This is a genomic window from Agrobacterium sp. (assembly GCF_032092815.1).
Lineage (GTDB): Bacteria > Pseudomonadota > Alphaproteobacteria > Rhizobiales > Rhizobiaceae > Agrobacterium.
The window spans coordinates 24,324-43,923 of the sequence record NZ_DAMDBP010000015.1; the positions used below are offsets into that span (position 1 = coordinate 24,324).

General features: G+C 55.9%; 15 protein-coding genes and 1 pseudogene. 9 read left to right on the forward strand and 7 right to left on the reverse strand.

Annotation, left to right across the window (positions count from 1 at the left end):
• From RT613_RS11190 to RT613_RS11200, 3 genes and pseudogenes are all read right to left on the reverse strand, one after another.
• Window positions 1-645: pseudogene (locus tag RT613_RS11190) on the reverse strand (adenylate/guanylate cyclase domain-containing protein); the annotation flags it as partial.
• Between the two features lie 292 nt (window positions 646-937).
• Window positions 938-2,092 (reverse strand): ribonuclease D, encoded by a 1,155-nt coding sequence (gene rnd / locus RT613_RS11195; RefSeq protein ID WP_313615364.1) that lies wholly within the window; start codon window positions 2,090-2,092, stop codon window positions 938-940.
• A 106-nt stretch (window positions 2,093-2,198) separates the two neighbouring features.
• On the reverse strand, window positions 2,199-3,455 hold the full coding sequence (locus RT613_RS11200; protein ID WP_313615366.1) for an MFS transporter: 1,257 nt from the start codon (window positions 3,453-3,455) through the stop codon (window positions 2,199-2,201).
• Window positions 3,456-3,646: 191 nt separating this feature from the next.
• Between RT613_RS11200 and aspS the strand changes: the two genes are divergently transcribed.
• Complete coding sequence (aspS, locus tag RT613_RS11205; protein ID WP_313615368.1) at window positions 3,647-5,437, forward strand: aspartate--tRNA ligase; 1,791 nt, start codon at window positions 3,647-3,649, stop codon at window positions 5,435-5,437.
• 250 nt (window positions 5,438-5,687) lie between these two features.
• On the forward strand, window positions 5,688-7,805 hold the full coding sequence (locus tag RT613_RS11210; protein WP_313615370.1) for a methyl-accepting chemotaxis protein: 2,118 nt from the start codon (window positions 5,688-5,690) through the stop codon (window positions 7,803-7,805).
• Window positions 7,806-7,907: 102 nt separating this feature from the next.
• On the opposite strand, the gene RT613_RS11215 is transcribed toward RT613_RS11210, so the two are convergent.
• Window positions 7,908-9,095, reverse strand: a complete 1,188-nt coding sequence (locus RT613_RS11215; RefSeq protein ID WP_313615372.1) for a hypothetical protein — start codon at window positions 9,093-9,095, stop codon at window positions 7,908-7,910.
• A 293-nt stretch (window positions 9,096-9,388) separates the two neighbouring features.
• Between RT613_RS11215 and parC the strand changes: the two genes are divergently transcribed.
• Window positions 9,389-11,647, forward strand: coding sequence for a DNA topoisomerase IV subunit A (gene parC / locus RT613_RS11220; protein WP_313615374.1), 2,259 nt, complete (start codon window positions 9,389-9,391; stop codon window positions 11,645-11,647).
• A gap of 104 nt (window positions 11,648-11,751) precedes the next feature.
• Here the strand turns inward: parC and RT613_RS11225 are convergent, their stop codons facing one another.
• The 3 genes from RT613_RS11225 to hemB all read right to left on the reverse strand — a co-directional run bounded on the left by RT613_RS11225 (window position 11,752) and on the right by hemB (window position 14,201).
• Window positions 11,752-12,528, reverse strand: a complete 777-nt coding sequence (locus tag RT613_RS11225) for an arginyltransferase (RefSeq protein WP_313615375.1) — start codon at window positions 12,526-12,528, stop codon at window positions 11,752-11,754.
• A gap of 125 nt (window positions 12,529-12,653) precedes the next feature.
• The gene (locus tag RT613_RS11230; RefSeq protein ID WP_313615377.1) at window positions 12,654-13,112 is read right to left on the reverse strand and encodes an RDD family protein; all 459 of its coding nucleotides are present in this window, start codon (window positions 13,110-13,112) and stop codon (window positions 12,654-12,656) included.
• Window positions 13,113-13,184: 72 nt separating this feature from the next.
• Window positions 13,185-14,201, reverse strand: a complete 1,017-nt coding sequence (hemB, locus tag RT613_RS11235; protein ID WP_313615379.1) for a porphobilinogen synthase — start codon at window positions 14,199-14,201, stop codon at window positions 13,185-13,187.
• A 198-nt stretch (window positions 14,202-14,399) separates the two neighbouring features.
• On the opposite strand from hemB, the gene RT613_RS11240 reads away from it, so the two are divergent.
• The 6 genes from RT613_RS11240 to RT613_RS11265 all read left to right on the forward strand — a co-directional run.
• Window positions 14,400-14,837, forward strand: a complete 438-nt coding sequence (locus tag RT613_RS11240) for a DUF6163 family protein (RefSeq protein ID WP_313615380.1) — start codon at window positions 14,400-14,402, stop codon at window positions 14,835-14,837.
• A gap of 234 nt (window positions 14,838-15,071) precedes the next feature.
• A complete protein-coding gene (gene ldtR / locus RT613_RS11245; RefSeq protein WP_313615502.1) occupies window positions 15,072-15,581 on the forward strand; it encodes a transcriptional regulator LdtR in 510 nt (169 codons plus the stop codon).
• A 336-nt stretch (window positions 15,582-15,917) separates the two neighbouring features.
• Window positions 15,918-17,249 carry a murein L,D-transpeptidase gene (locus RT613_RS11250; protein ID WP_313615381.1) on the forward strand — a complete coding sequence of 444 codons (1,332 nt, stop codon included), beginning with the start codon at window positions 15,918-15,920 and terminating at the stop codon, window positions 17,247-17,249.
• 290 nt (window positions 17,250-17,539) lie between these two features.
• Complete coding sequence (glyA, locus tag RT613_RS11255) at window positions 17,540-18,829, forward strand: serine hydroxymethyltransferase (protein WP_313615383.1); 1,290 nt, start codon at window positions 17,540-17,542, stop codon at window positions 18,827-18,829.
• A 13-nt stretch (window positions 18,830-18,842) separates the two neighbouring features.
• Entirely contained in the window at window positions 18,843-19,322 is a 480-nt protein-coding gene (gene nrdR, locus RT613_RS11260; protein ID WP_313615385.1) for a transcriptional regulator NrdR, read from the forward strand.
• Between the two features lie 2 nt (window positions 19,323-19,324).
• Window positions 19,325-19,600, forward strand: a 276-nt coding sequence (locus tag RT613_RS11265; protein ID WP_313615386.1) for a bifunctional diaminohydroxyphosphoribosylaminopyrimidine deaminase/5-amino-6-(5-phosphoribosylamino)uracil reductase RibD, incomplete at its 3' end; no start/stop codon positions are given.

Here is a 19,600-nt window from a genome sequence, read left to right on the forward strand (position 1 = left end):
ATGGAACGGCCAGGTGATAATGGCTGCATCGCCGATGTAATCGTCAATCGCGCCATTGTGACGGCGTACGGGGGCAGCATAGGTGGCAAAAATCTCACGCAGGAATTCCTGAGCCTTCATGTCGCCATGGGTCTCGGCAAAGGTGGTCGAGCCAACCAGATCGATAAAAATGAACACCCGCTCTTCACGGATTGGCCGACGGTAACGGCCAAGCAAAAGATCGGTAAAGATGTCGCGCCCCAACAGCTCACGCACCCGCATGACGAACACGATGATGCTGCAAACAATGGCAGTGAAGACCAGTGTCTGTGGTTCGGCATGCACCGCACGCTGCCAATCGACTTTCAAGATGCCGGTTGACCACAGCAAGGTTCCACCAACCGCAAAACCGCTGAACACCAGAACCGCATAGATGATCAGGCCAATGGCGATATAGGCTGGCGTCGGCAGGGAGCTGATACGTTGTGACAGGCGCGGCAGGATGTAACCGCGCTCGAAGGCCAGAATGGGGGCGCAGGCAAACAGCGCATAGGTCGCGCCAATGAACGGCCCGCCGCCGTATTCCAGAAAGGCATATGCAACGCCACTGCCGGCAACTGCTAGAAATAGCAGCAGGTAATCCAGCATTAAGAGAAGCTTTCGCATACGGTCCGTTGCTTTCAATGAAATATCGTCGCTGGCTCGAGATCAGCGCTTCGGCTGCCTAGAACGCAAGCAAGACTTTAATGTGGAATTCAATTCGCCAAAAGTGACGATTTGGTAAGGCGTTTCAAACGCTTTTGCACTGTTGCCGGATTGCAAGTATTGGCTGTGATCCGCACATCAAGGCGACAGGAAAACACAGCTATTGTGCCTGAAACATGCGCTCGACTGGCTTTATTCCGGCGACCTGCGACGCCGGATGTCTTGAGGATGGGCTGTCAGGACCGGTTGCGGTTTACTCAGTCGGCAGTTCGACTGCTTCAACCTTCTTGCCTGCAAAGCGCAGGGCGACACCGCCGTTGATGAGCTTGAGGGCAACATCACCGAACAGTTCCTTGCGCCAGCCGGAGAGAGCGGCAACCTGCGCCTTTTCACCTTCAGAGGCAATTCTGTCCAGATCATCGCTGTTGGCAATGATCTTGGCTGCAACGCCGTGTTTGTCGGCGGTCAGCTTCAACAGGACCTTCAGAAGTTCCACGGCAGCGCCTGAACCTTCCGGTGAATGGCTGTGGCGTGGCGCTTGTGGCATCTCTGTCTTTGGCAATGCGAGGGCGGCGTTGACGGTTTCGACAATGGCGGAACCGGAGGAAGAACGTTCCCAGCCCTTCGGGATGGTGCGCAGGCGCGACAATGCCTCGGCATCCTTTGGCTGCTGCTGGGCGATTTCGAAAATCGCATCATCCTTCAGCACACGCGAGCGCGGTACGTTGCGGCTGCGGGCCTCACGCTCGCGCCAGGCTGCGACGAATTTGAGAATGGCAAGTTCGGTCGGCTTGCGCAGGCGCGACTTCAGGCGCAGCCAGGCATCATCCGGGTGCAGCTCATAAGTGTCGCGCGACTCGAGAATGTTCATCTCCTCGGTCAACCACAACGAGCGGCCTTCGCGCTCTAGCTTGGCTTTCAGCGCCAGATAGACGTCACGAAGATGGGTCACATCTGCCAATGCATAATCAAGCTGCTTTTCGGACAGCGGACGGCGGCTCCAGTCGGTGAAACGCGACGACTTGTCGATCTGCACGGATTTGATCTTCTGCACCAGCTGGTCGTAGGAAATCGAATCCCCGAAACCGCAAACCATCGCCGCAACCTGCGTGTCGAAGATCGGGTGGGGGATAAGTCCGCCGAGATGGTGGATGATTTCAATGTCCTGGCGGGCGGCATGGAAAACCTTGACCACATCAGGATTGGCCATCAGCTCGAACAATGGCGCAAGATCGATGTCTTTGGCCATCGGATCCACCAACACTTCCAGTGTCGGGCTTGCCATTTGAACGAGACACACCTCTGGCCAGAAAGTCGTTTCCCGCAGAAATTCCGTATCGATTGTGATGAAGTCCGATTTTGCAAGTTCCTTGCAAGCTTCGGCAAGTGCTGCGGTCGTTTCGATCATATTCTTCTGGCCAGTACTGTAACAGATGGGTCTTACTTTCCCTTTGGGGACCGTATGTCAATACAAAGTCGGTGTTTCTTAACCGTTGTCGCCCTCTTTCCGGCCTTCAACGTGGTTCCTGGTCACTTTTATCAGGGCTTTTTGGTGCAGGTGCTGCCAATTTGCTGAAATAGGCTGAGGTACGCAACAGCGCCCTGAACCGCCAGTTACGCTCTTCAACCGGCACACCGGCGCGCATCCTGAGGCGATAGATGGTGTAACCGATGAATAGGATCTGCACCGCGGCGGTATAGATGAACAGCGCTTTGGGCCCGTACAGATCGATTAGCACGGAGGCGAGCAGCGGCCCGATGGTGGCGCCCAGCGACCAGAAGAACAACAGGCCGGCCGCAACCATGGCATGTTCACCCTCTTTGGCGTGGTCATTGCCATGCGCCGAACTCAACGAATAAAGCGGAAGCGCAAAGGCACCAAAAATGAAGACACCGATAATGTTTCTCCACTCATCGGTGCCGGCGAAAAACACCAGGAACAACCCGGTGATGACTGAGCCCGCCGTGGTAGCAAGAATAACGATGCGGCGATCATAACGATCAGAATAGGCACCCAGCGGATATTGCAGCACAACGCCGCCAATGATGCCGGCGCTCATGAAGGTGGCGATGGCCGTAACCGACATGCCGATCTGTTCGGCATAGATCGGTCCGATGTTGCGAAACGCTGCCATGCTGAGACCGACGGCGACGCAGCCGACAACGGCCAGCGGCGAGATGCGCCAGACAGCTGCCGGATTGAACTTCATGGCATTGGGCGGGGCAGGGTTGGATTTGTCGGCAATCGAAATTGGCACGAGCGACAGGGTCAGCGCCATGGCAATCAGCGAAAACACTGTTGGCCCTTCAATGCCTGCCATGGGGATGATGTATTGTGCCGCCGTGACGGAGCCCAGATCCACAAGTCTGTAAACGGAAAGTGCGCGGGCACGGTTGGAATTGGTGACCTGCGCGTTGATCCAGCTTTCGATAATGGCAAACAGTCCGGCAACCGCAATGCCGATCAGGAAACGCATGGCAAGCCAGAACAGTGGATGGGTGATCAGTGCCATGGCAATCGAGGCTGCTGACGAGATGGCCGCGAGCGCCGCAAATGCTCTGATGTGGCCAATTTCCCGCAATATGCTGGTGACGTAAATACACCCGATGGCGAAGCCCAGGCTATACCCTGCGCTGATCAGACCGATGGTGCTGGGAGAAAATCCCTCCGATAAACCCCGCAAGGCGATGAAGGTGCCTTGCAGGCCATTGCCCCCGATCAAAATGCCGGCAGTTGCGAGAAGGGGAATCAGCGGGCGGATCTGGCTCATGGGGACGAATCATCGCGAGGAACGGAAAAAAGCGGATAAGCGTCCACAGTCTTAGTGCGATGTCGGCTTGAAGGACAGACGAGAACACGACATTCTTGTGCTTTGCCTTGACAAATCAGGCTGACCATGCGTTTTTCCGGCCAAATTTGATCGTGCGGCCAAAGCGCCGCAGCATGTTTCAGGATAACAAAATGCATCGTTACCGCAGCCATACCTGTGCCGCTCTCCGCAAGTCCGACGTCGGCGCGACTGTCCGCCTTTCCGGTTGGGTTCATCGCGTGCGAGATCACGGTGGCGTCTTGTTCATCGACCTTCGTGACCATTATGGCATCACGCAGGTTGTCGCCGATCCTGACAGCCCGGCTTTCAAGTCCGCTGAAACCGTGCGTGGCGAGTGGGTTATCCGTATCGATGGTCTGGTCAAGGCCCGTTCGGACGACACCGTCAACAAGGGCATGGCCACCGGCGAGGTCGAACTCTACGCACAGGAAATCGAAGTTCTCGGCGTTGCCAAGGAACTGCCGCTGCCGGTGTTTGGTGAGCCTGAATACCCGGAAGATGTGCGCCTGAAGTATCGCTTCCTCGACCTGCGCCGCGAAACGCTGCACAAGAACATCGTCAAGCGCACGCAGATCATCTCCTCCATGCGCAATGGCATGGCTGAGGCTGGTTTTGCCGAATACACCACGCCAATTCTTACGGCTTCTTCGCCGGAAGGTGCACGCGACTTCCTCGTGCCAAGCCGTATTCATGAAGGCAAGTTCTTCGCGCTGCCGCAGGCGCCGCAGCAGTACAAGCAGCTTTTGATGGTTGCCGGTTTCGACCGTTATTTCCAGATTGCGCCTTGCTTCCGTGATGAAGACCCGCGCGCTGACCGTCTGCCGGGCGAGTTCTACCAGCTCGACGTGGAAATGAGCTTCGTGACCCAGGAAGATGTCTGGGAAACCATGGAGCCGATGATGACGTCGGTGTTCGAGCAGTTTGCCGAAGGCAAGCCTGTCACGCAGAAGTGGCCCCGCATTCCTTACGACGAAGCGATCCGCAAATACGGCTCCGATAAGCCGGATCTGCGTAACCCGATCGTCATGGAAGCTGTTACAGAGCATTTCGACGGCTCCGGCTTCAAGGTCTTCGCAAACATGATCGCCTCGAATCCGAAGGTTCAGGTTTGGGCCATTCCGGCAAAGACCGGCGGCTCAAGAGCATTCTGCGACCGCATGAACGCCTGGGCGCAGTCTCAGGGTCAGCCAGGCCTCGGCTACATCTTCTGGAAGGAAGAAGACGGCAAGGTCGGCGGTTCCGGTCCGCTCGCCAAGAACATCGGTGAAGAACGCACCGAAGCGCTGCGCGTACAGCTCGGCCTGGAAGCCGGTGACGCCTGCTTCTTCGTGGCTGGTGATCCTGCCAAGTTCTACAAGTTCGCCGGTGAAGCACGTACCCGTGCAGCTGAAGAACTGAATCTGATCGATCGCGATCGTTTCGAAATGTGCTGGATCGTTGACTTCCCGTTCTTCGAATACAACGAAGAAGAAAAGAAGATCGACTTCGCGCACAACCCGTTCTCCATGCCACAGGGTGGTCTGGAAGCACTGGAAGGCCAGGACCCACTGTCGATCAAGGCTTACCAGTACGACGCGGTTTGCAACGGCTTCGAAATCGCCTCCGGCTCCATCCGTAACCAGTCGCCTGAACTGATGGTCAAGGCGTTTGAAAAGGTTGGTCTGAGCCAGGCAGACGTTGAAGACCGCTTCGGTGGCCTTTACCGCGCCTTCCAGTATGGTGCACCTCCGCACGGCGGTTGCGCATTCGGTATCGACCGCGTTGTCATGCTGCTCGTCGGTGCAAAGAACCTGCGTGAAATCACGCTGTTCCCGATGAACCAGCAGGCACAGGATCTGTTGATGAACGCTCCGGCGCCAGCAACACCAACGCAGCTGCGCGAATTGGCGCTTCGCGTCGTTCCGACACCAAAGAAAGACTGATACAGTCTGACACGTGCGCGCCGATATCCGGTTCGCACAGAGCATTTGCAACGGCAGCCCACTGGGCTGCCGTTTTGCGTTTAGGCAGATTTTTGATCGAAACGGGCTGAAAATACGCCAATGGGTTGATCGCGCAAAACTCGATTCAACTCCTTTTTGTGCATCGCAAAAATTTCATCGTATTGTCACACCAGGTTCCCGTTTTTTTAAGGTTTTCAGGGGATTCGGTACCCTAACGAAAGGGTCCCGAATGCCGTCTTTTTTCCCCGTCACTTTGCGGATTTCTCACCGTATTTTCTTGTTGGTTCTCGTCGCTGTGCTGGGCTTGGGGGTGGTTGTTGGCACATTCCTGTTCCAGCGCCATCTTGAAGCCGGTTACAAACAATCAGCAAAGCGGGTGGAGGAAAGACAGATCGTCGTTTCCGAGATCGTTTCGGACCTGCATGTCGCGCAGCTTGAGGAAAAGGATTTCCTGCTGGCAAAACAGATTGCTGCCATCGAGCGTTTTGATGGCGTGGTGAAGAACACCAGCGCGCGCATTGAGACGCTGCGTGCTGACAACGATACCGATGCGACCTTGAAGCTGGAAAGCCTGACCAATGCGCTTGGTATCTATTCCACCGCAGTCGCAAGTCTGGTTACCAAGAACACTGAATTGGGTTTGGTACCGTCTGATGGTCTTGAAGGTGCGATGCGCCGCGCCGTACACAATATCGAGAACCTGGTATCGGGACTGGAAAACGCCAATATCCGCGCCAGCATGTTGATGATGCGCCGTCATGAAAAGGATTTTATCCTGCGGCAGGACCCTGCCTATGTGGCGAAGCACCGCGAGGAGGTTGAAACCTTCAAGGCGGAAGTGAAAAAGGAATTCCGCCCCGGTGCCGATCGCCAGCGCATCATGGATGCGCTGGACATCTATACGGCATCTTTCCGTTTTTACGCCGAAGCGACTGTCGTGGAGCAGGGGCTACGTCGGGATGTTGATAATGTCTATGTCGCCATGCAGCCCTTTGTGGCGGATGTCATGGCCTATTACGACGGTGAAAAAGTCCGCAATGCCAGTGAAAATGCCGCTGCCGAGCAGTGGACAATCCGCATGGTGACGGGGCTGATTGCCCTGACCGTGTTCAGCCTTTTGGTCAGCGTGTATTTTATCGGCCGGTCGATCAGCCGTCCGGCGTCCGCGATGACCGGCGCCATGCGCAAGCTGGCGGATGGTGAAACGACACTGGCTGTGCCGGGCCTGAACCGCCGCGATGAGTTCGGTGCCATGGCATCGGCACTGGAAGTGTTTCGCCAGTCCGCCATCAGCAAACAGAAACTTGAGGAAGAGGCGGCCCAAGCGCGAGCCCGTTCTGAGGCAGAGCGCAAGCGCCTGCAAGAGGAAGCCGAAAGCAATGCGCAGGCGCGTTTGATGCAGGCAACGCAGGGGCTGGCATTGGCCTTGAAACGCCTGGCCCAGGGTGATCTGTCCTTCCAGTTGACCGAACCCTTCTCGCAAGACTTTGAGGCGCTGCGCCACGACCTGAACCAGACCCTGCAACAGTTGAATGGTGCGATGGGCGGCATTGCCGAATCTGGATATTCCATTGACGGCGGCGCGCGTGAAATCAGCCAGAGCACTGATGATCTGGCGCGTCGTACCGAACAGCAGGCCGCCTCATTGGAGGAAACGGCAGCAGCCCTTGATGAATTGACGGCCAATGTCCGTCTTTCGGCAGAACGCGCCGCGCAGGCGCAGGACATTGCCAAGCAGGCTGGCAACGACGCTGAAAAAACCACATCGCTGCTGGATGACACCATCGCAGCGGTCACCCGCATCGAACGGTCGTCTGAGCAGATTGGCAGCATCATCAGCGTCATTGACGAGATTGCGTTCCAGACCAACCTCTTGGCACTCAACGCCGGTGTGGAAGCGGCGCGCGCCGGTGAGGCCGGCCGTGGTTTTGCCGTCGTGGCACAGGAAGTGCGCGAACTGGCGCAGCGTTCCGCCAAGGCAGCCGGCGAGATCAAGGCTCTGATCAACAATTCAGGTGCTGAGGTGAGGGAAGGCGGCCGTTTTGTCCGTGAAACCGGCCAGGCCCTGTCCCGGATCGGTGGTTCGATTGTCGATATCCGCGAGCACGTCAACGCCATTGCAGCGGCCTCCCACGAGCAGGCAATCGGTCTTGGTGAAATCAACACTGCCATCAACCATCTGGATCAGGCAACACAAAGCAATGCGGCCATGGTTGAGGAAAACAATGCTGCCAGCGCCGTTCTGTCGCGTGAAGTGGCGCGTCTCAACGAGCTGTTGCAGATGTTCCGGTTGAGTGATGCAAGTTCTTATCACCATGAACGGACGGGCTCACGTCACGCTGCTTGATCTTTCTTTCAATAGACCTGCCCAAAGAAAAGCCCCGGCCATTCGACCGGGGCTTTTTGTTGATGTGGATATTGCCGAAGGCAAAGCCCTTACAGGGCAAACTTAGTCGTTGGCCGAAACCTTCACGCCGAGAACGGTTGGCAGGGTGTTTGGTGCACCCATTGCCGCACCCATGATCATCGGGAACGGAACCGGGCTTTCCGGAACCGCCGAGATCGTGAAGTTCTGCGGATCGTCGATATAGGCGTTGATGGCTGCCGACACGGCATTCTGCAACTCAGGCAGGTTCAACTGTGCCATCATCAGTGGTGCCATGCCCTTGATGGTCTGGGAAAGCTGTTCGCCGTCCATGCCCTGCTTGCTGGCAGCGTAATCAATGGCGCGCTTGGTGATGCTGTCATCGACAAATCTGATTTCTGCATTGGTGAAGCTGAGCTGCTGGGCAAGGCCAAGCATGGCAAGGCCGGCGGCCTGTTCAGCCTGTTGCTTGTTCGGATTCGCAGCCTGTGCCTTGATGGTTTCCTGCATCGACTTGATGAAGTCGAGCGTGTAGCCGGTGAAACCGAAAGCAAGGCTCAAAGTGCCGACGTCATCCAGTTCAACGCTGTAATCGCTGACATCGACCTTGCCGGACGATACCTCCCAGTTGCCTTCCATGTTCATTTTGCCGGCCAGCGACTTGATGGCGAGCTGGTCGAGTGCTTCCTTGTAGGCAGGGTCCTGTACGTCGCTCAGATCTGCCTCGAAACCCGTGGCGCTAATCTTGAAGCCGATGTCGTTCTTGTCGTCGCTCATGCTCATCGTTGCGACGGTCTCTTCGAGCGTCACCACGTCCTTGCCTGCAACATTGACCTTGACTTCACCACTGTGGGCTTCGTCATAAAACAGAATACTGTCGATCGTGCCACTATTGGCGGTTGCCGGAACGCTGATGCCGCTCATGTACATGTCGACGACGGTAACAGTCGTATCTTTATCGGTAAAATTGATGTCGTCGAATTTCGCCGTGCCGATATGGTAACCACCATTATCTTCTTCAACGTCTTCAAAGGTGATGTCGCCCAGCGGAAACTTGTGTTGGGACATCGCGTCGGAACTGAATGCTGCGCCCTTTAAAACAACGGTCGAGCCATCTGTCTCGACTGCGGCGGCAGTGATGGCTGCGCCCTGTGTGTTGTAGGATGCGTTTATCTTCTTGAGGAGATCGTTACCGTCGAGCGCGAAAGCCGTACCGGAAAATGCCAGAACTGTGGAACTCGCCAGCAGAAGCGTCCGGAAATTGCTGTTCATGGTTGTTTCATCCCTTTTGATAGTATGCTTTGAATCTAAACATTCGCAGCATTTATATGTGGTTGCAGAAGGCTGTCCACTCCCCAAACTGATAGGCGGCACAGGGGCGCAACGTCATTTGCCAATCAAACTTAATGAATTGTTCATATTTTGCCGTTGGCCAGAACGATTTTAACCTGACCTGTGTTCCACACGCCTAATATCGACCAAATTACTGTTGTTCTGACCGTCATCCACAGGCGAAAGCCCCCGGATTCCTTGCCGGGAATCAGCATTTCCGCTAGTCAAGCAGTATGGGAAAAAATCTTGTTCCTCCGTCTGGCGGAGATGATAACATTCATCCGGTCGATCTCAAGGCTGCGCTCGAAGAGCGTTACCTTGCCTATGCGTTGTCGACCATCATGCACCGTGCGCTTCCGGATGTGCGCGACGGCCTGAAACCGGTCCATCGCCGCATTGTTCACGCCATGAGCGAAATGGGCATCCGCCCGAACTCGGCGTTCAAGAAATGCGCGCGTATCGTCGGTGACGTGATGGGTAAATTCCACCCGCACGGCGATGCCTCGATCTATGACGCGCTGGTGCGCCTGTCGCAGGATTTTGCCATCCGTTATCCGCTGGTCGACGGCCAGGGGAACTTTGGCAACATCGATGGCGACGGCGCTGCGGCGATGCGTTACACCGAAGCGCGCATGACGGAAGTTACCGCGCTGCTTCTGGAAGGCATCGATCAGGATGCCGTCGATTTTCGTCCGACCTATAATGAGGAAGACGAAGAGCCTGTGGTCATGCCCGGTGCGTTTCCGAACCTTCTGGCAAACGGCGCGTCCGGCATTGCCGTGGGCATGGCAACCTCCATCCCGCCGCACAATGCCCATGAAATCTGTGATGCAGCCCTGCATCTGATCAAACATCCCGACGCCCCGGTCGAAAAGCTGTTGGAATTCATTCCCGGTCCCGACCTGCCAACCGGCGGCATCATCGTGGAAAGCCGCGAGAACATTCTTGACGCCTACAAGACGGGTCGTGGTGGTTTCCGCGTCCGTGCCAAGTGGGAAGTGGAGGATCTCGGCCGTGGCGGTTACCAGATCGTCATCACCGAAATTCCCTATCAGGTTCAGAAATCGCGCCTGATTGAAAAGATCGCCGAACTGCTGATCGCCCGCAGGCTTCCTCTGCTGGAAGACATCAGGGACGAGTCGGCAGAAGACGTGCGTGTCGTTCTGGTTCCGAAGAACCGCACGGTCGATGCAACATTGCTGATGGAATCGCTGTTCAAGCTCACCGATCTTGAAAACCGCATTCCGCTCAACATGAACGTCTTGTCGCTTGGCAAGATTCCAAAGGTCATGGCGCTGAATGAAGTGCTGCTGGAATGGCTGAGCCACCGCAAGGACGTGCTGGTTCGTCGTTCGCGTTTCCGCCTGGCTGCCATTGATCGCCGGTTGGAAATTCTCGGCGGCCTGCTGATCGCCTATCTTAATATTGATGAGATCATCCGCATCATTCGTGAGGAAGATGAGCCGAAGCCGTTCATGATGACGCGTTTCGGGCTGACGGATATTCAGGCCGAAGCCATTCTCAACATGCGTTTGCGCTCTTTGCGTAAACTGGAAGAAATCGAAATCCGCACGGAATTCGATGCGTTGACCAAGGAAAAGGCCGACATCGAAGCGCTGCTGGCCTCTGACGACAAGCAGTGGCAGGTCGTTTCGTTTGAAATTGGCGAAGTGAAGAAAAAATATGCCAAGGCAACCGAACTCGGTCGCCGCCGCACGCAGTTCGCCGATGCGCCGGATGCCGATATCGAGGCCATTCAGCAGGCAATGATCGAAAAAGAACCGGTAACGGTGGTCATTTCCGAGAAGGGCTGGATCAGGGCGCTGAAGGGTCACATCTCCGACACATCCTCGCTGACCTTCAAGGAAGGCGATGGCCTGAAGCTGGCATTCCCTGCGCAAACAACTGACAAGCTGTTGCTGGTAACCACCGGCGGCAAGGCCTACACACTGGGCGCTGACAAGCTGCCGGGCGGTCGTGGTCATGGTGAGCCGATCCGTATCATGGTCGATATGGAAAATGATCAGGATATCCTGACTGCCTTTGTGCATGATCCGGCGCGCAAGCTGCTGCTGGCATCGACCGCAGGTAACGGCTTCATCATTGCCGAGACGGAAATGGTCGCAAACACCCGCAAGGGCAAGCAGATCATGAACGTGTCCATGCCGGATGAAACCAAGCTGGTCGTACCGGTTCCTGCCAATAGTGACTATGTTGCTGTGGTCGGTGAAAACCGCAAGCTTTTGACCTTCCCGCTGGTGCAGATGCCGGAAATGACACGCGGCAAGGGCGTTCGTTTGCAGCGATACAAGGATGGCGGCATTTCCGATGCGAAATGTTTTGTATTCACTGAAGGTCTTTCCTGGGCGGACAGCGCTGGTCGTTCCTTCTCCAAGGTGGGCGACGAGCTGACCGAATGGATGGGCGATCGCGCCACGGCAGGCCGCACCGTGCCGAAGGGTTTCCCACGCAGCGGCAAGTTCAGCGGCTAAGCATAAAAAACTGAGTACAAAAAAAGCGGCGAAAGACCTCCAAAGTCTTTCGCCGCTTTTGTTTTGTTCTCAATAATGGCGCAGGTGAGGGCCAAGCGGTTTATTCACGGTGTCTCTGCGGCATCATCCTGCGGCGGTTCGTAAATTTCCCAGCCCCGCGGCGTCAGATGTTCCTGCGGTTGATAGCGCGTTTTATAACCCATCTTCTGGGAGCCGTTGACCCAGTAGCCGAGATAAACATGTGGCAGCCCGAGATTGCGGGTGCGGGTAATATGGTCGAGGATCATGAACGTGCCGAGCGACCGGCGCTCCATTTCCGGGTTGAAGAAGGAATATACCATTGACAGTCCGTCGCTCATCACGTCGCTGAGCGCCACGGCCAGAAGTTCGCCGCGTTTACTGCTGTCGATTCCGGAACCGGGAACCCGTAACCGGTATTCGATGACACGGGTATTTACATGGGTATCTTCCACCATGACAGCATAATCGAGCGCCGACATATCGGACATGCCGCCATCATGGTGACGGCTGTCGAGATAACGCCGGAACAGAGCAAACTGCTCGGTGGACGGTTCTGTCGTGTGGATGCTGGAAACAATGTCGCTGTTGGCAGACAGCACCCGGCGCATGGAGCGGGTCGGCAAGAAATGTTCCGTCAGAATGCGCACGGAAACACAGGCGCGGCAGGTTTCGCAAGCCGGTCGATAGGCAATGTTTTGCGATCGGCGAAAACCGCCCTGCGTCAGAAGGTCGTTCATTTCGGCCGCGCGAGGTCCGACAAGATGTGTAAAAACCTTGCGCTCAAGTTCGCCGGGAAGGTAGGGACAAGTGGCCGGTGCCGTCAGGTAAAACTGCGGAGAGGGCGTTGTCTGGGTATTCATCGAACCTTGGTCGCTCCCTTCACCTGTCACATAATGTGACAGAATGGCAAAAACCTAAAAAACGTCAACTGGCCGATTATAGTAGCTGCCCATTTACTACCGAACAGTTTGCAACCGCACCCCGATTATGAGGTACGGATAGCAACAGTACCAAGCAACAGGTCGTGAATCAGGCGTGAGCGATCCGTAAACAGGCCGACCAGCAGAATGAGCGGCGTCAGCACCGAATTCAGCACCCAGAACAGCACGATATGTGCCGTTGCAATCAGAAAGTCGATTCTGCGGCCATCGGTTCGCGCCATGGCAATGCCCGTGGCCTTCATGCCGGGAGAGGCCTGTGACGAACCGCCAAGCGTCATGCCGAAATAGAAGAGAGCGACAATGATATAAAGAGCAGGGTAGAGGAACCATGCCAAACCCAGCGTGATGACGCCGAGGAAAAACACCAGAACCGCGGCTGGCACCCAAAGCACCGCAATCAACAGATAGTCGATGCAGAATGCAAACACGCGACGGGTCAACACGCCGCTATAGGCACGCCAATCCTGCGGCACTGCATAGGTGTTGTTTGGTTCGATACTCATCGCGTTTCTCCTGTTTGCATTTGATATGGTGAGAAACGCGCGAGTTTCAATCTGTTTCCCTTGGTCGTGCCGTCATTTGCCCTTGGCAAGCGCCCGTGCGACTTCCACGGCAAAGTAGGTGAGAATGCCATCGCAGCCGGCGCGCTTGAAACAGAGAAGCGTTTCCATCATCACCCGGTCGCCATCGATCCAGCCCTGCATGGCTGCAGCCTTGATCTGGGTATATTCGCCCGACACCTGATAGGCGAAAGTCGGCAGGCCAAAGGCTTCTTTCAGGCGCCAGCAAATATCGAGATAGGGAAGGCCGGGTTTGACCATCAGCATATCAGCACCCTCTTCAACGTCGAGTGCGGCATCACGCACCGCTTCGGTGCCATTGGCAGGGTTGATATAATAGCTGTTCTTGTCACCCTTCAAGAGACCGCTGGTGCTGATCGCTTCGCGGTAAGGACCGTAGAAACCGGATGAAAATTTCGTGGCATAGGACATGATGCCGACATTCTGGTGCCCGGCAGCATCGAGGCCACGGCGAATGGCACCGATACGGCCGTCCATCATTTCCGATGGGGCAATAATGTCTGCACCGGCATCGGCCTGCAGAATGGCGGCCTTGACCACATGATCAACCGTTTCGTCATTGACGATGTCATTGCCACGCAAGATGCCGTCGTGGCCATGGCTGGTAAATGGGTCAAGCGCCACATCGGTAATCATGCCGATGTTGGGCACGGCCTTTTTAACGGCAGCGGTCGCCTGGTTGATCAGGTTGTTGGCTTCCAGGGCCTGGGAACCGGTCTCGTCACGCAGATGCATTTCTATATTGGGGAAGGTGGCGATAGCCGGAATGCCAAGATCAGCCGCCTCGCGTGCCGCCTCGACCAGACGATCCACACTCATGCGGTTAACACCGGGCATCGCCGGAATGGGATCGGTAATGCCGGTGCCGGGAACCACAAATACCGGCCAGATGAGGTCATCAACCGTCAGTCTGGTTTCCTGAACCAGCCGTCGTGTCCAGTCTGCCTTGCGGTTGCGCCGCATGCGGCGGTGTCCGGTTACGTCGTCAACGATATGTGTCTTGTCATTCATGATATCAGCCCTTCCTGCCTGCCAGCGGCCACGTGCCAATGGCAGGAATGATGAGAGCCTCATTAACATGCTTGTCTGCGCTTGACGAATGTACGCTTCGCCGCACCTTATAAAAATAAGCGATAAAATTGCGGGATAGGAACGGCAGCCTGAAACAAGCCGCTGGTGGCTGATGGCTGATCGACGTATCGTCCCGGCATGGAACATGATTCTTCGCCCGTGCTGAAAAGATCGCTGACGGAAATCCTTTTCGTGGGTTTTCTGCGGCTGGTCGCCATTTCGTGTTTCTGGTTCGGCTTGCAATATTGGGCCATGCTCACCGGTTACTCCTTAGGCGGGCGTGGGCGTTTTGACATGCTCAACCTGCCATGGCGTGTTGCAGGCAGTGGTCTGGCCGTGCTTTTCCCCGTTGCAGCCCTTGGTCTATGGGTCGGCGCATCATGGGGTGCGGTCATCTGGGTCATCGGTGCCGGAGCCCAAGTTGCCATGTATCGAATTTGGCCAGATATCTTCGGACACAACACAATCGTGCCCGTCATGCATGGCCTTGTTGCGGCGATTTATGCCCTGTTTCGGCTCGCATTCTGGTTCGATAACCGCCAGAACGAGGATCGGGTAAGGTCTGATTTACCATAAGAATAAAGCTTTTGCGGCCAAAATCGCTCAAATTTTAATGTTTAAAACATTGAATTAATTGCACTATTTTCGGATGCCCTGCAAGTGGTTAAAACACGGTCCACAAGGGGAAATCTAAGGTAAGGATTTGTTAAGCCTGCATTTTAAGTAGAATTTTATGCGCATTCTATAGGGTCTCACTCAAGGCGGAACACAAAACAAAAACCGCCAAACAAAAACAGTGAGGCAGTCATGATCAATAGCAAAGTAAAGCCACAGGCAGCAGTTTCGGACGCACAGGAAGAAACCATCAGTTCTCTGTATATGGAATCGCTGCACCTCGTAGAACGTCTTCACCGTCGTCTGCTTGATGTTATCAAGGACGAGTTCGACCGTCAGGGTCGTGATGACGTCAATGCCGTACAGGCACTTCTGCTCTTCAACATCGGCAACTCCGAACTGACCGCCGGTGAACTGCGTTCGCGTGGTTACTACCTCGGCTCGAACGTTTCCTACAACGTCAAGAAGCTGGTTGACCTCGGCTTCATCAACCACCAGCGCTCGCGCATCGACCGTCGTTCGGTCCGCATCAGCCTGACGGACAAGGGCCAGCAGATCGCTGAAACCGTTGCCCGCCTTTATGAGCGCCACATCGGTTCGATTGAAAAGGTTGGCGGCATCGGCACCGGCGAGTTCGCTGAAATGAATCGCCTGCTGCAGCGTCTGGACCGTTTCTGGAACGACTCGATCGCTTACCGCCTGTAACAGGCCTTAAAAACACACAGGTTTACCTGTCTTCAAAACCGGATGCGGCTGATGTCGCGTCCGGTTTTGCTTTGTTGACCTCTTCAGGCAACACTTCGCCACAATTTTTGCTTGCCACACAGCTTCGTGAGCGAGGGGCTGGTGACACGAATTGGCCATATTGATATGAGACCGCAAATTCACACTAAACCGGTGGTTTGTCTGGCGTTGCGGCCTTTTTGGTCTGGCAATTTCGATGAGCATATTTGCCAACCGGTTCACGCCATGAGCGTGTTTGTTAAACATATGGCTTTAGGCATTGTTTACAGTGCCTCTTGATTGGCTGGTAGGGTAAACATGACAAAGAAGACCGGAACTGACGTTATTTCCCGCCGTACGCTGCTGCGTTCGGCTGTTTCTGTTGGGGCTGCGGCTCTGGCTGCTCCAGCCTTGGCGCAGACGGCAATCGACGACGTGATCGGCGCGCCGCGTCGCGGCAACTGGGATGATCAGTTCGATGCGCAGGCATCCCGCTCTACCGTTGGCGTTGTGTCCAACAGCCCGGTCCTCGGTCTTGATGCGCCGATGAACATCCAGCAGGCCATTCTTTTCTATCAGTCCATCGTGTCGAACGGTGGCTGGCCGCAGGTCAATGCCGGCCAGCAGCGCCTTCAGATCGGTGTGACCGATGGCGCGGTGCAGGATCTGCGCCGCCGCCTGATGATTTCCGGCGACCTCGACCAGTCTGCCGGCATGTCCAGCTCCTTCGACAGCTATGTTGACGGCTCGGTGAAGCGTTTTCAGGCGCGCCATGGTCTGCCGACCGACGGTGTGATCGGCGAATTCACGCTGAAGGCGATGAATGTTCCGGCCCAGACGCGTCTTTCGCAGTTGCAGACCAACCTGGTGCGCATCCAGTCGAGATCGGGCGATCTTGGCCAGCGTTACGTGATGGTCAATATTCCAGCTGCCTATATCGAAGCTGTTGAAAATGACCGCGTTGTTCTGCGCAACACCGCTGTTGTTGGCCGCGCAAGTCGCCCGACACACGTCATCAATTCCAAGATTTATGAGGTTATCCTCAATCCTTACTGGACCTCGCCGCGCTCCATCATCGAAAAGGACATTGTTCCCTTGATGCAGAAGGATCCGACCTATCTTGAGCGGAACAATATCCGTCTCATCGATGGACGGGGCCAGGAGGTTTCGCCAACCACTGTGGACTGGTTTGCGCCAAAGGCACCGAACCTGATGTTCCGTCAGGATCCGGGCAAGAACAACGCCATGTCCTCAACGAAGATCAACTTCCACAACCCAAACAATGAATACATGCACGACACGCCGCAGCAGGGGCTTTTCAACAAGCTCATGCGCTTCGAATCGTCCGGCTGTGTTCGTGTTCAGAACGTTCGCGATCTGACGACCTGGATGCTGCGCGACACGCCCGGTTGGTCGCGTCAGGAAATTGAACGGGTCATTTCCACCCGCCAGAACACGCCGATCAAGCTGGCGCAGGAATTGCCGGTTTATTTCGTCTACATCACCGCATGGTCTGCAAAGGACGGCGTAGTGCAGTTCCGTGACGATATCTACGGCAATGACGGCAATGCCGAACTGGCGCTGAACACGACGAGCGGCATGGAACAGCCAGCCGGCTCGATCGATGACGACCTCGTGCCGCGCAACTGATCGGCGCAAAACGCCTTGATCAAAAGCCGCGTTCGTAGTGAGCGCGGCTTTTTTATTGTCCGATATTTGCCTGCCAAAAGCTGTCAGCGGTTTCGGGTAAGACATACCATATTGCAAGATTTCAAGCGCGTTGCATGCTTGCGGTGATGCACAACCTGTTTTCATGGCCGTCAGTGACGCATTTTTTCGTCAAACGTCGCAGTTTGACGGGCAAATCTCGTTGCCCGTATTGCTCTTGAAAGGGCAGGGCGTTAAGACGCCATCGCATTACTGTTTCAGGAGCTTCCATCATGTCGAACACAGATGCCTTCTTCTCTCGCCCACTAGCCGAAGTCGATCCGGATATTTTCGGTGCGATCGAGAAGGAGCTTGGTCGCCAACGCCACGAAATTGAATTGATCGCCTCGGAAAACATTGTTTCCCGCGCTGTACTTGAAGCGCAGGGCTCGATCATGACCAACAAATATGCCGAGGGATATCCGGGTAAGCGCTACTACGGTGGCTGCCAGTTCGTGGATATTGCCGAAGACCTGGCCATCGAACGCGCCAAGAAGCTGTTCGGCGTCAACTTCGCCAACGTTCAGCCAAACTCCGGCTCGCAGATGAACCAGGCCGTGTTTCTGGCGCTGTTGCAGCCGGGCGATACCTTCATGGGCCTTGACCTGAACTCGGGAGGTCACTTGACCCACGGTTCGCCAGTCAACATGTCCGGCAAGTGGTTCAACGTTGTGTCCTACGGTGTTCGCGAAGGCGACAACCTCCTGGACATGGACGAAGTTGAGCGCAAGGCCAAGGAACACAAGCCAAAGCTCATTCTGGCTGGTGGTACGGCTTATTCGCGCGTTTGGGATTGGAAGCGTTTCCGCGAAATCGCTGACGAAGTCGGTGCTTACTTGATGGTCGACATGGCGCACATCGCCGGTCTGGTTGCTGGTGATCAGCATCCATCGCCATTCCCACACTGCCACGTTGCCACCACCACCACGCACAAGTCGCTGCGCGGCCCACGCGGCGGTATGATCCTCACCAATGACGAGGATCTGGCCAAGAAGTTCAACTCCGCAGTCTTCCCTGGTCTGCAGGGCGGCCCGCTGATGCACGTCATCGCCGCAAAGGCAGTTGCCTTCGGTGAAGCTCTGCAGCCTGAGTTCAAGGAGTATGCAGCGCAGATCGTCAAGAACGCCAAGGCTCTGTCCGAAACGCTAATCGAAGGCGGTCTGGACGTTGTTTCCGGCGGTACCGACAACCACCTGATGCTGGTTGACCTTCGCAAGAAGAACGCCACCGGTAAGCGTGCAGAGGCTGCTCTCGGTCGCGCTTACATCACCTGCAACAAGAACGGCATTCCGTTTGACCCTGAAAAGCCTTTCGTCACTTCTGGCGTGCGTCTCGGCACACCGGCCGGCACGACACGCGGCTTCAAGGAAGCTGAATTCCGCGAAATCGGCAAGCTGATCGTTGAAGTTCTTGACGGCCTCAAGGTCGCCAACTCTGACGAAGGCAATGCCGCCGTTGAAGCAGCTGTTCGTGAAAAGGTCGTCGCTCTGACCGGCCGTTTCCCGATGTACCCGTATATGTAAGAGAGGATCGCCGATGCGTTGCCCTTTTTGCGGTTCGGAAGACACGCAGGTCAAGGACTCTCGTCCGGCGGAGGATAATACCTCCATCCGCCGGCGGCGCATCTGCCCCGATTGCGGCGGCCGCTTTACGACCTATGAACGTGTGCAATTGCGCGAGTTGATGGTTTTGAAGAAAAGCGGCCGCAAGCTGCCGTTCGACCGGGAAAAGCTGGTGCGGTCTTTCGAGATCGCCCTGCGCAAACGCCCGGTTGATCGTGACCGCATTGAGCGTGCCGTTTCGGGCATCGTGCGCAGACTGGAAAGTTCTGGCGAGACGGAAATTCCGTCGGAAGAAATCGGCCTGCAGGTTCTGGAAGCCTTGAAGAGCCTCGATGACGTGGCCTTTGTACGTTACGCCTCGGTCTACCGCGATTTCAGCCATGCTGAAGATTTCGAAAACGTCATTGCCGAGATCAACGCCAAGATTGCGCGTGATACGGACGCGGGGGCTTAAGCGTGACCAGCCCAACCGATGATGAAAAATTCATGGGGCGGGCAATCGAGGTTGCGCGCCGTCATCTCGGTCTCACCGAAACCAATCCTTCCGTTGGCTGTGTTGTCGTGAAAGACGGCAACATTGTTGCCGAGGCTTCGACCTCAGTCGGCGGTCGCCCGCATGCCGAACGCAATGCGCTGGCGTTGGCCGGTGAAGCCGCCCGTGGCGCCACGGCTTACGTGACGCTTGAACCCTGTTCCCACTATGGCAGGACGCCGCCTTGCGCCAATGCATTG

Bases quoted from the DNA above. Each gene is read 5' to 3' on its own strand.
- RT613_RS11200 (WP_313615366.1), bottom strand. From the start codon at position 3,455: ATGAGCCAGATCCGCCCGCTGATTCCCCTTCTCGCAACTGCCGGCATT.
- RT613_RS11250 (WP_313615381.1), top strand. From the start codon at position 15,918: ATGACAAAGAAGACCGGAACTGACGTTATTTCCCGCCGTACGCTGCTG.
- RT613_RS11240 (WP_313615380.1), top strand. From the start codon at position 14,400: ATGGAACATGATTCTTCGCCCGTGCTGAAAAGATCGCTGACGGAAATC.
- aspS (WP_313615368.1), top strand. From the start codon at position 3,647: ATGCATCGTTACCGCAGCCATACCTGTGCCGCTCTCCGCAAGTCCGAC.
- nrdR (WP_313615385.1), top strand. From the start codon at position 18,843: ATGCGTTGCCCTTTTTGCGGTTCGGAAGACACGCAGGTCAAGGACTCT.
- RT613_RS11225 (WP_313615375.1), bottom strand. From the start codon at position 12,528: ATGAATACCCAGACAACGCCCTCTCCGCAGTTTTACCTGACGGCACCG.
- glyA (WP_313615383.1), top strand. From the start codon at position 17,540: ATGTCGAACACAGATGCCTTCTTCTCTCGCCCACTAGCCGAAGTCGAT.
- hemB (WP_313615379.1), bottom strand. From the start codon at position 14,201: ATGAATGACAAGACACATATCGTTGACGACGTAACCGGACACCGCCGC.
- RT613_RS11215 (WP_313615372.1), bottom strand. From the start codon at position 9,095: ATGAACAGCAATTTCCGGACGCTTCTGCTGGCGAGTTCCACAGTTCTG.
- rnd (WP_313615364.1), bottom strand. From the start codon at position 2,092: ATGATCGAAACGACCGCAGCACTTGCCGAAGCTTGCAAGGAACTTGCA.
- RT613_RS11210 (WP_313615370.1), top strand. From the start codon at position 5,688: ATGCCGTCTTTTTTCCCCGTCACTTTGCGGATTTCTCACCGTATTTTC.
- RT613_RS11230 (WP_313615377.1), bottom strand. From the start codon at position 13,112: ATGAGTATCGAACCAAACAACACCTATGCAGTGCCGCAGGATTGGCGT.
- parC (WP_313615374.1), top strand. From the start codon at position 9,389: ATGGGAAAAAATCTTGTTCCTCCGTCTGGCGGAGATGATAACATTCAT.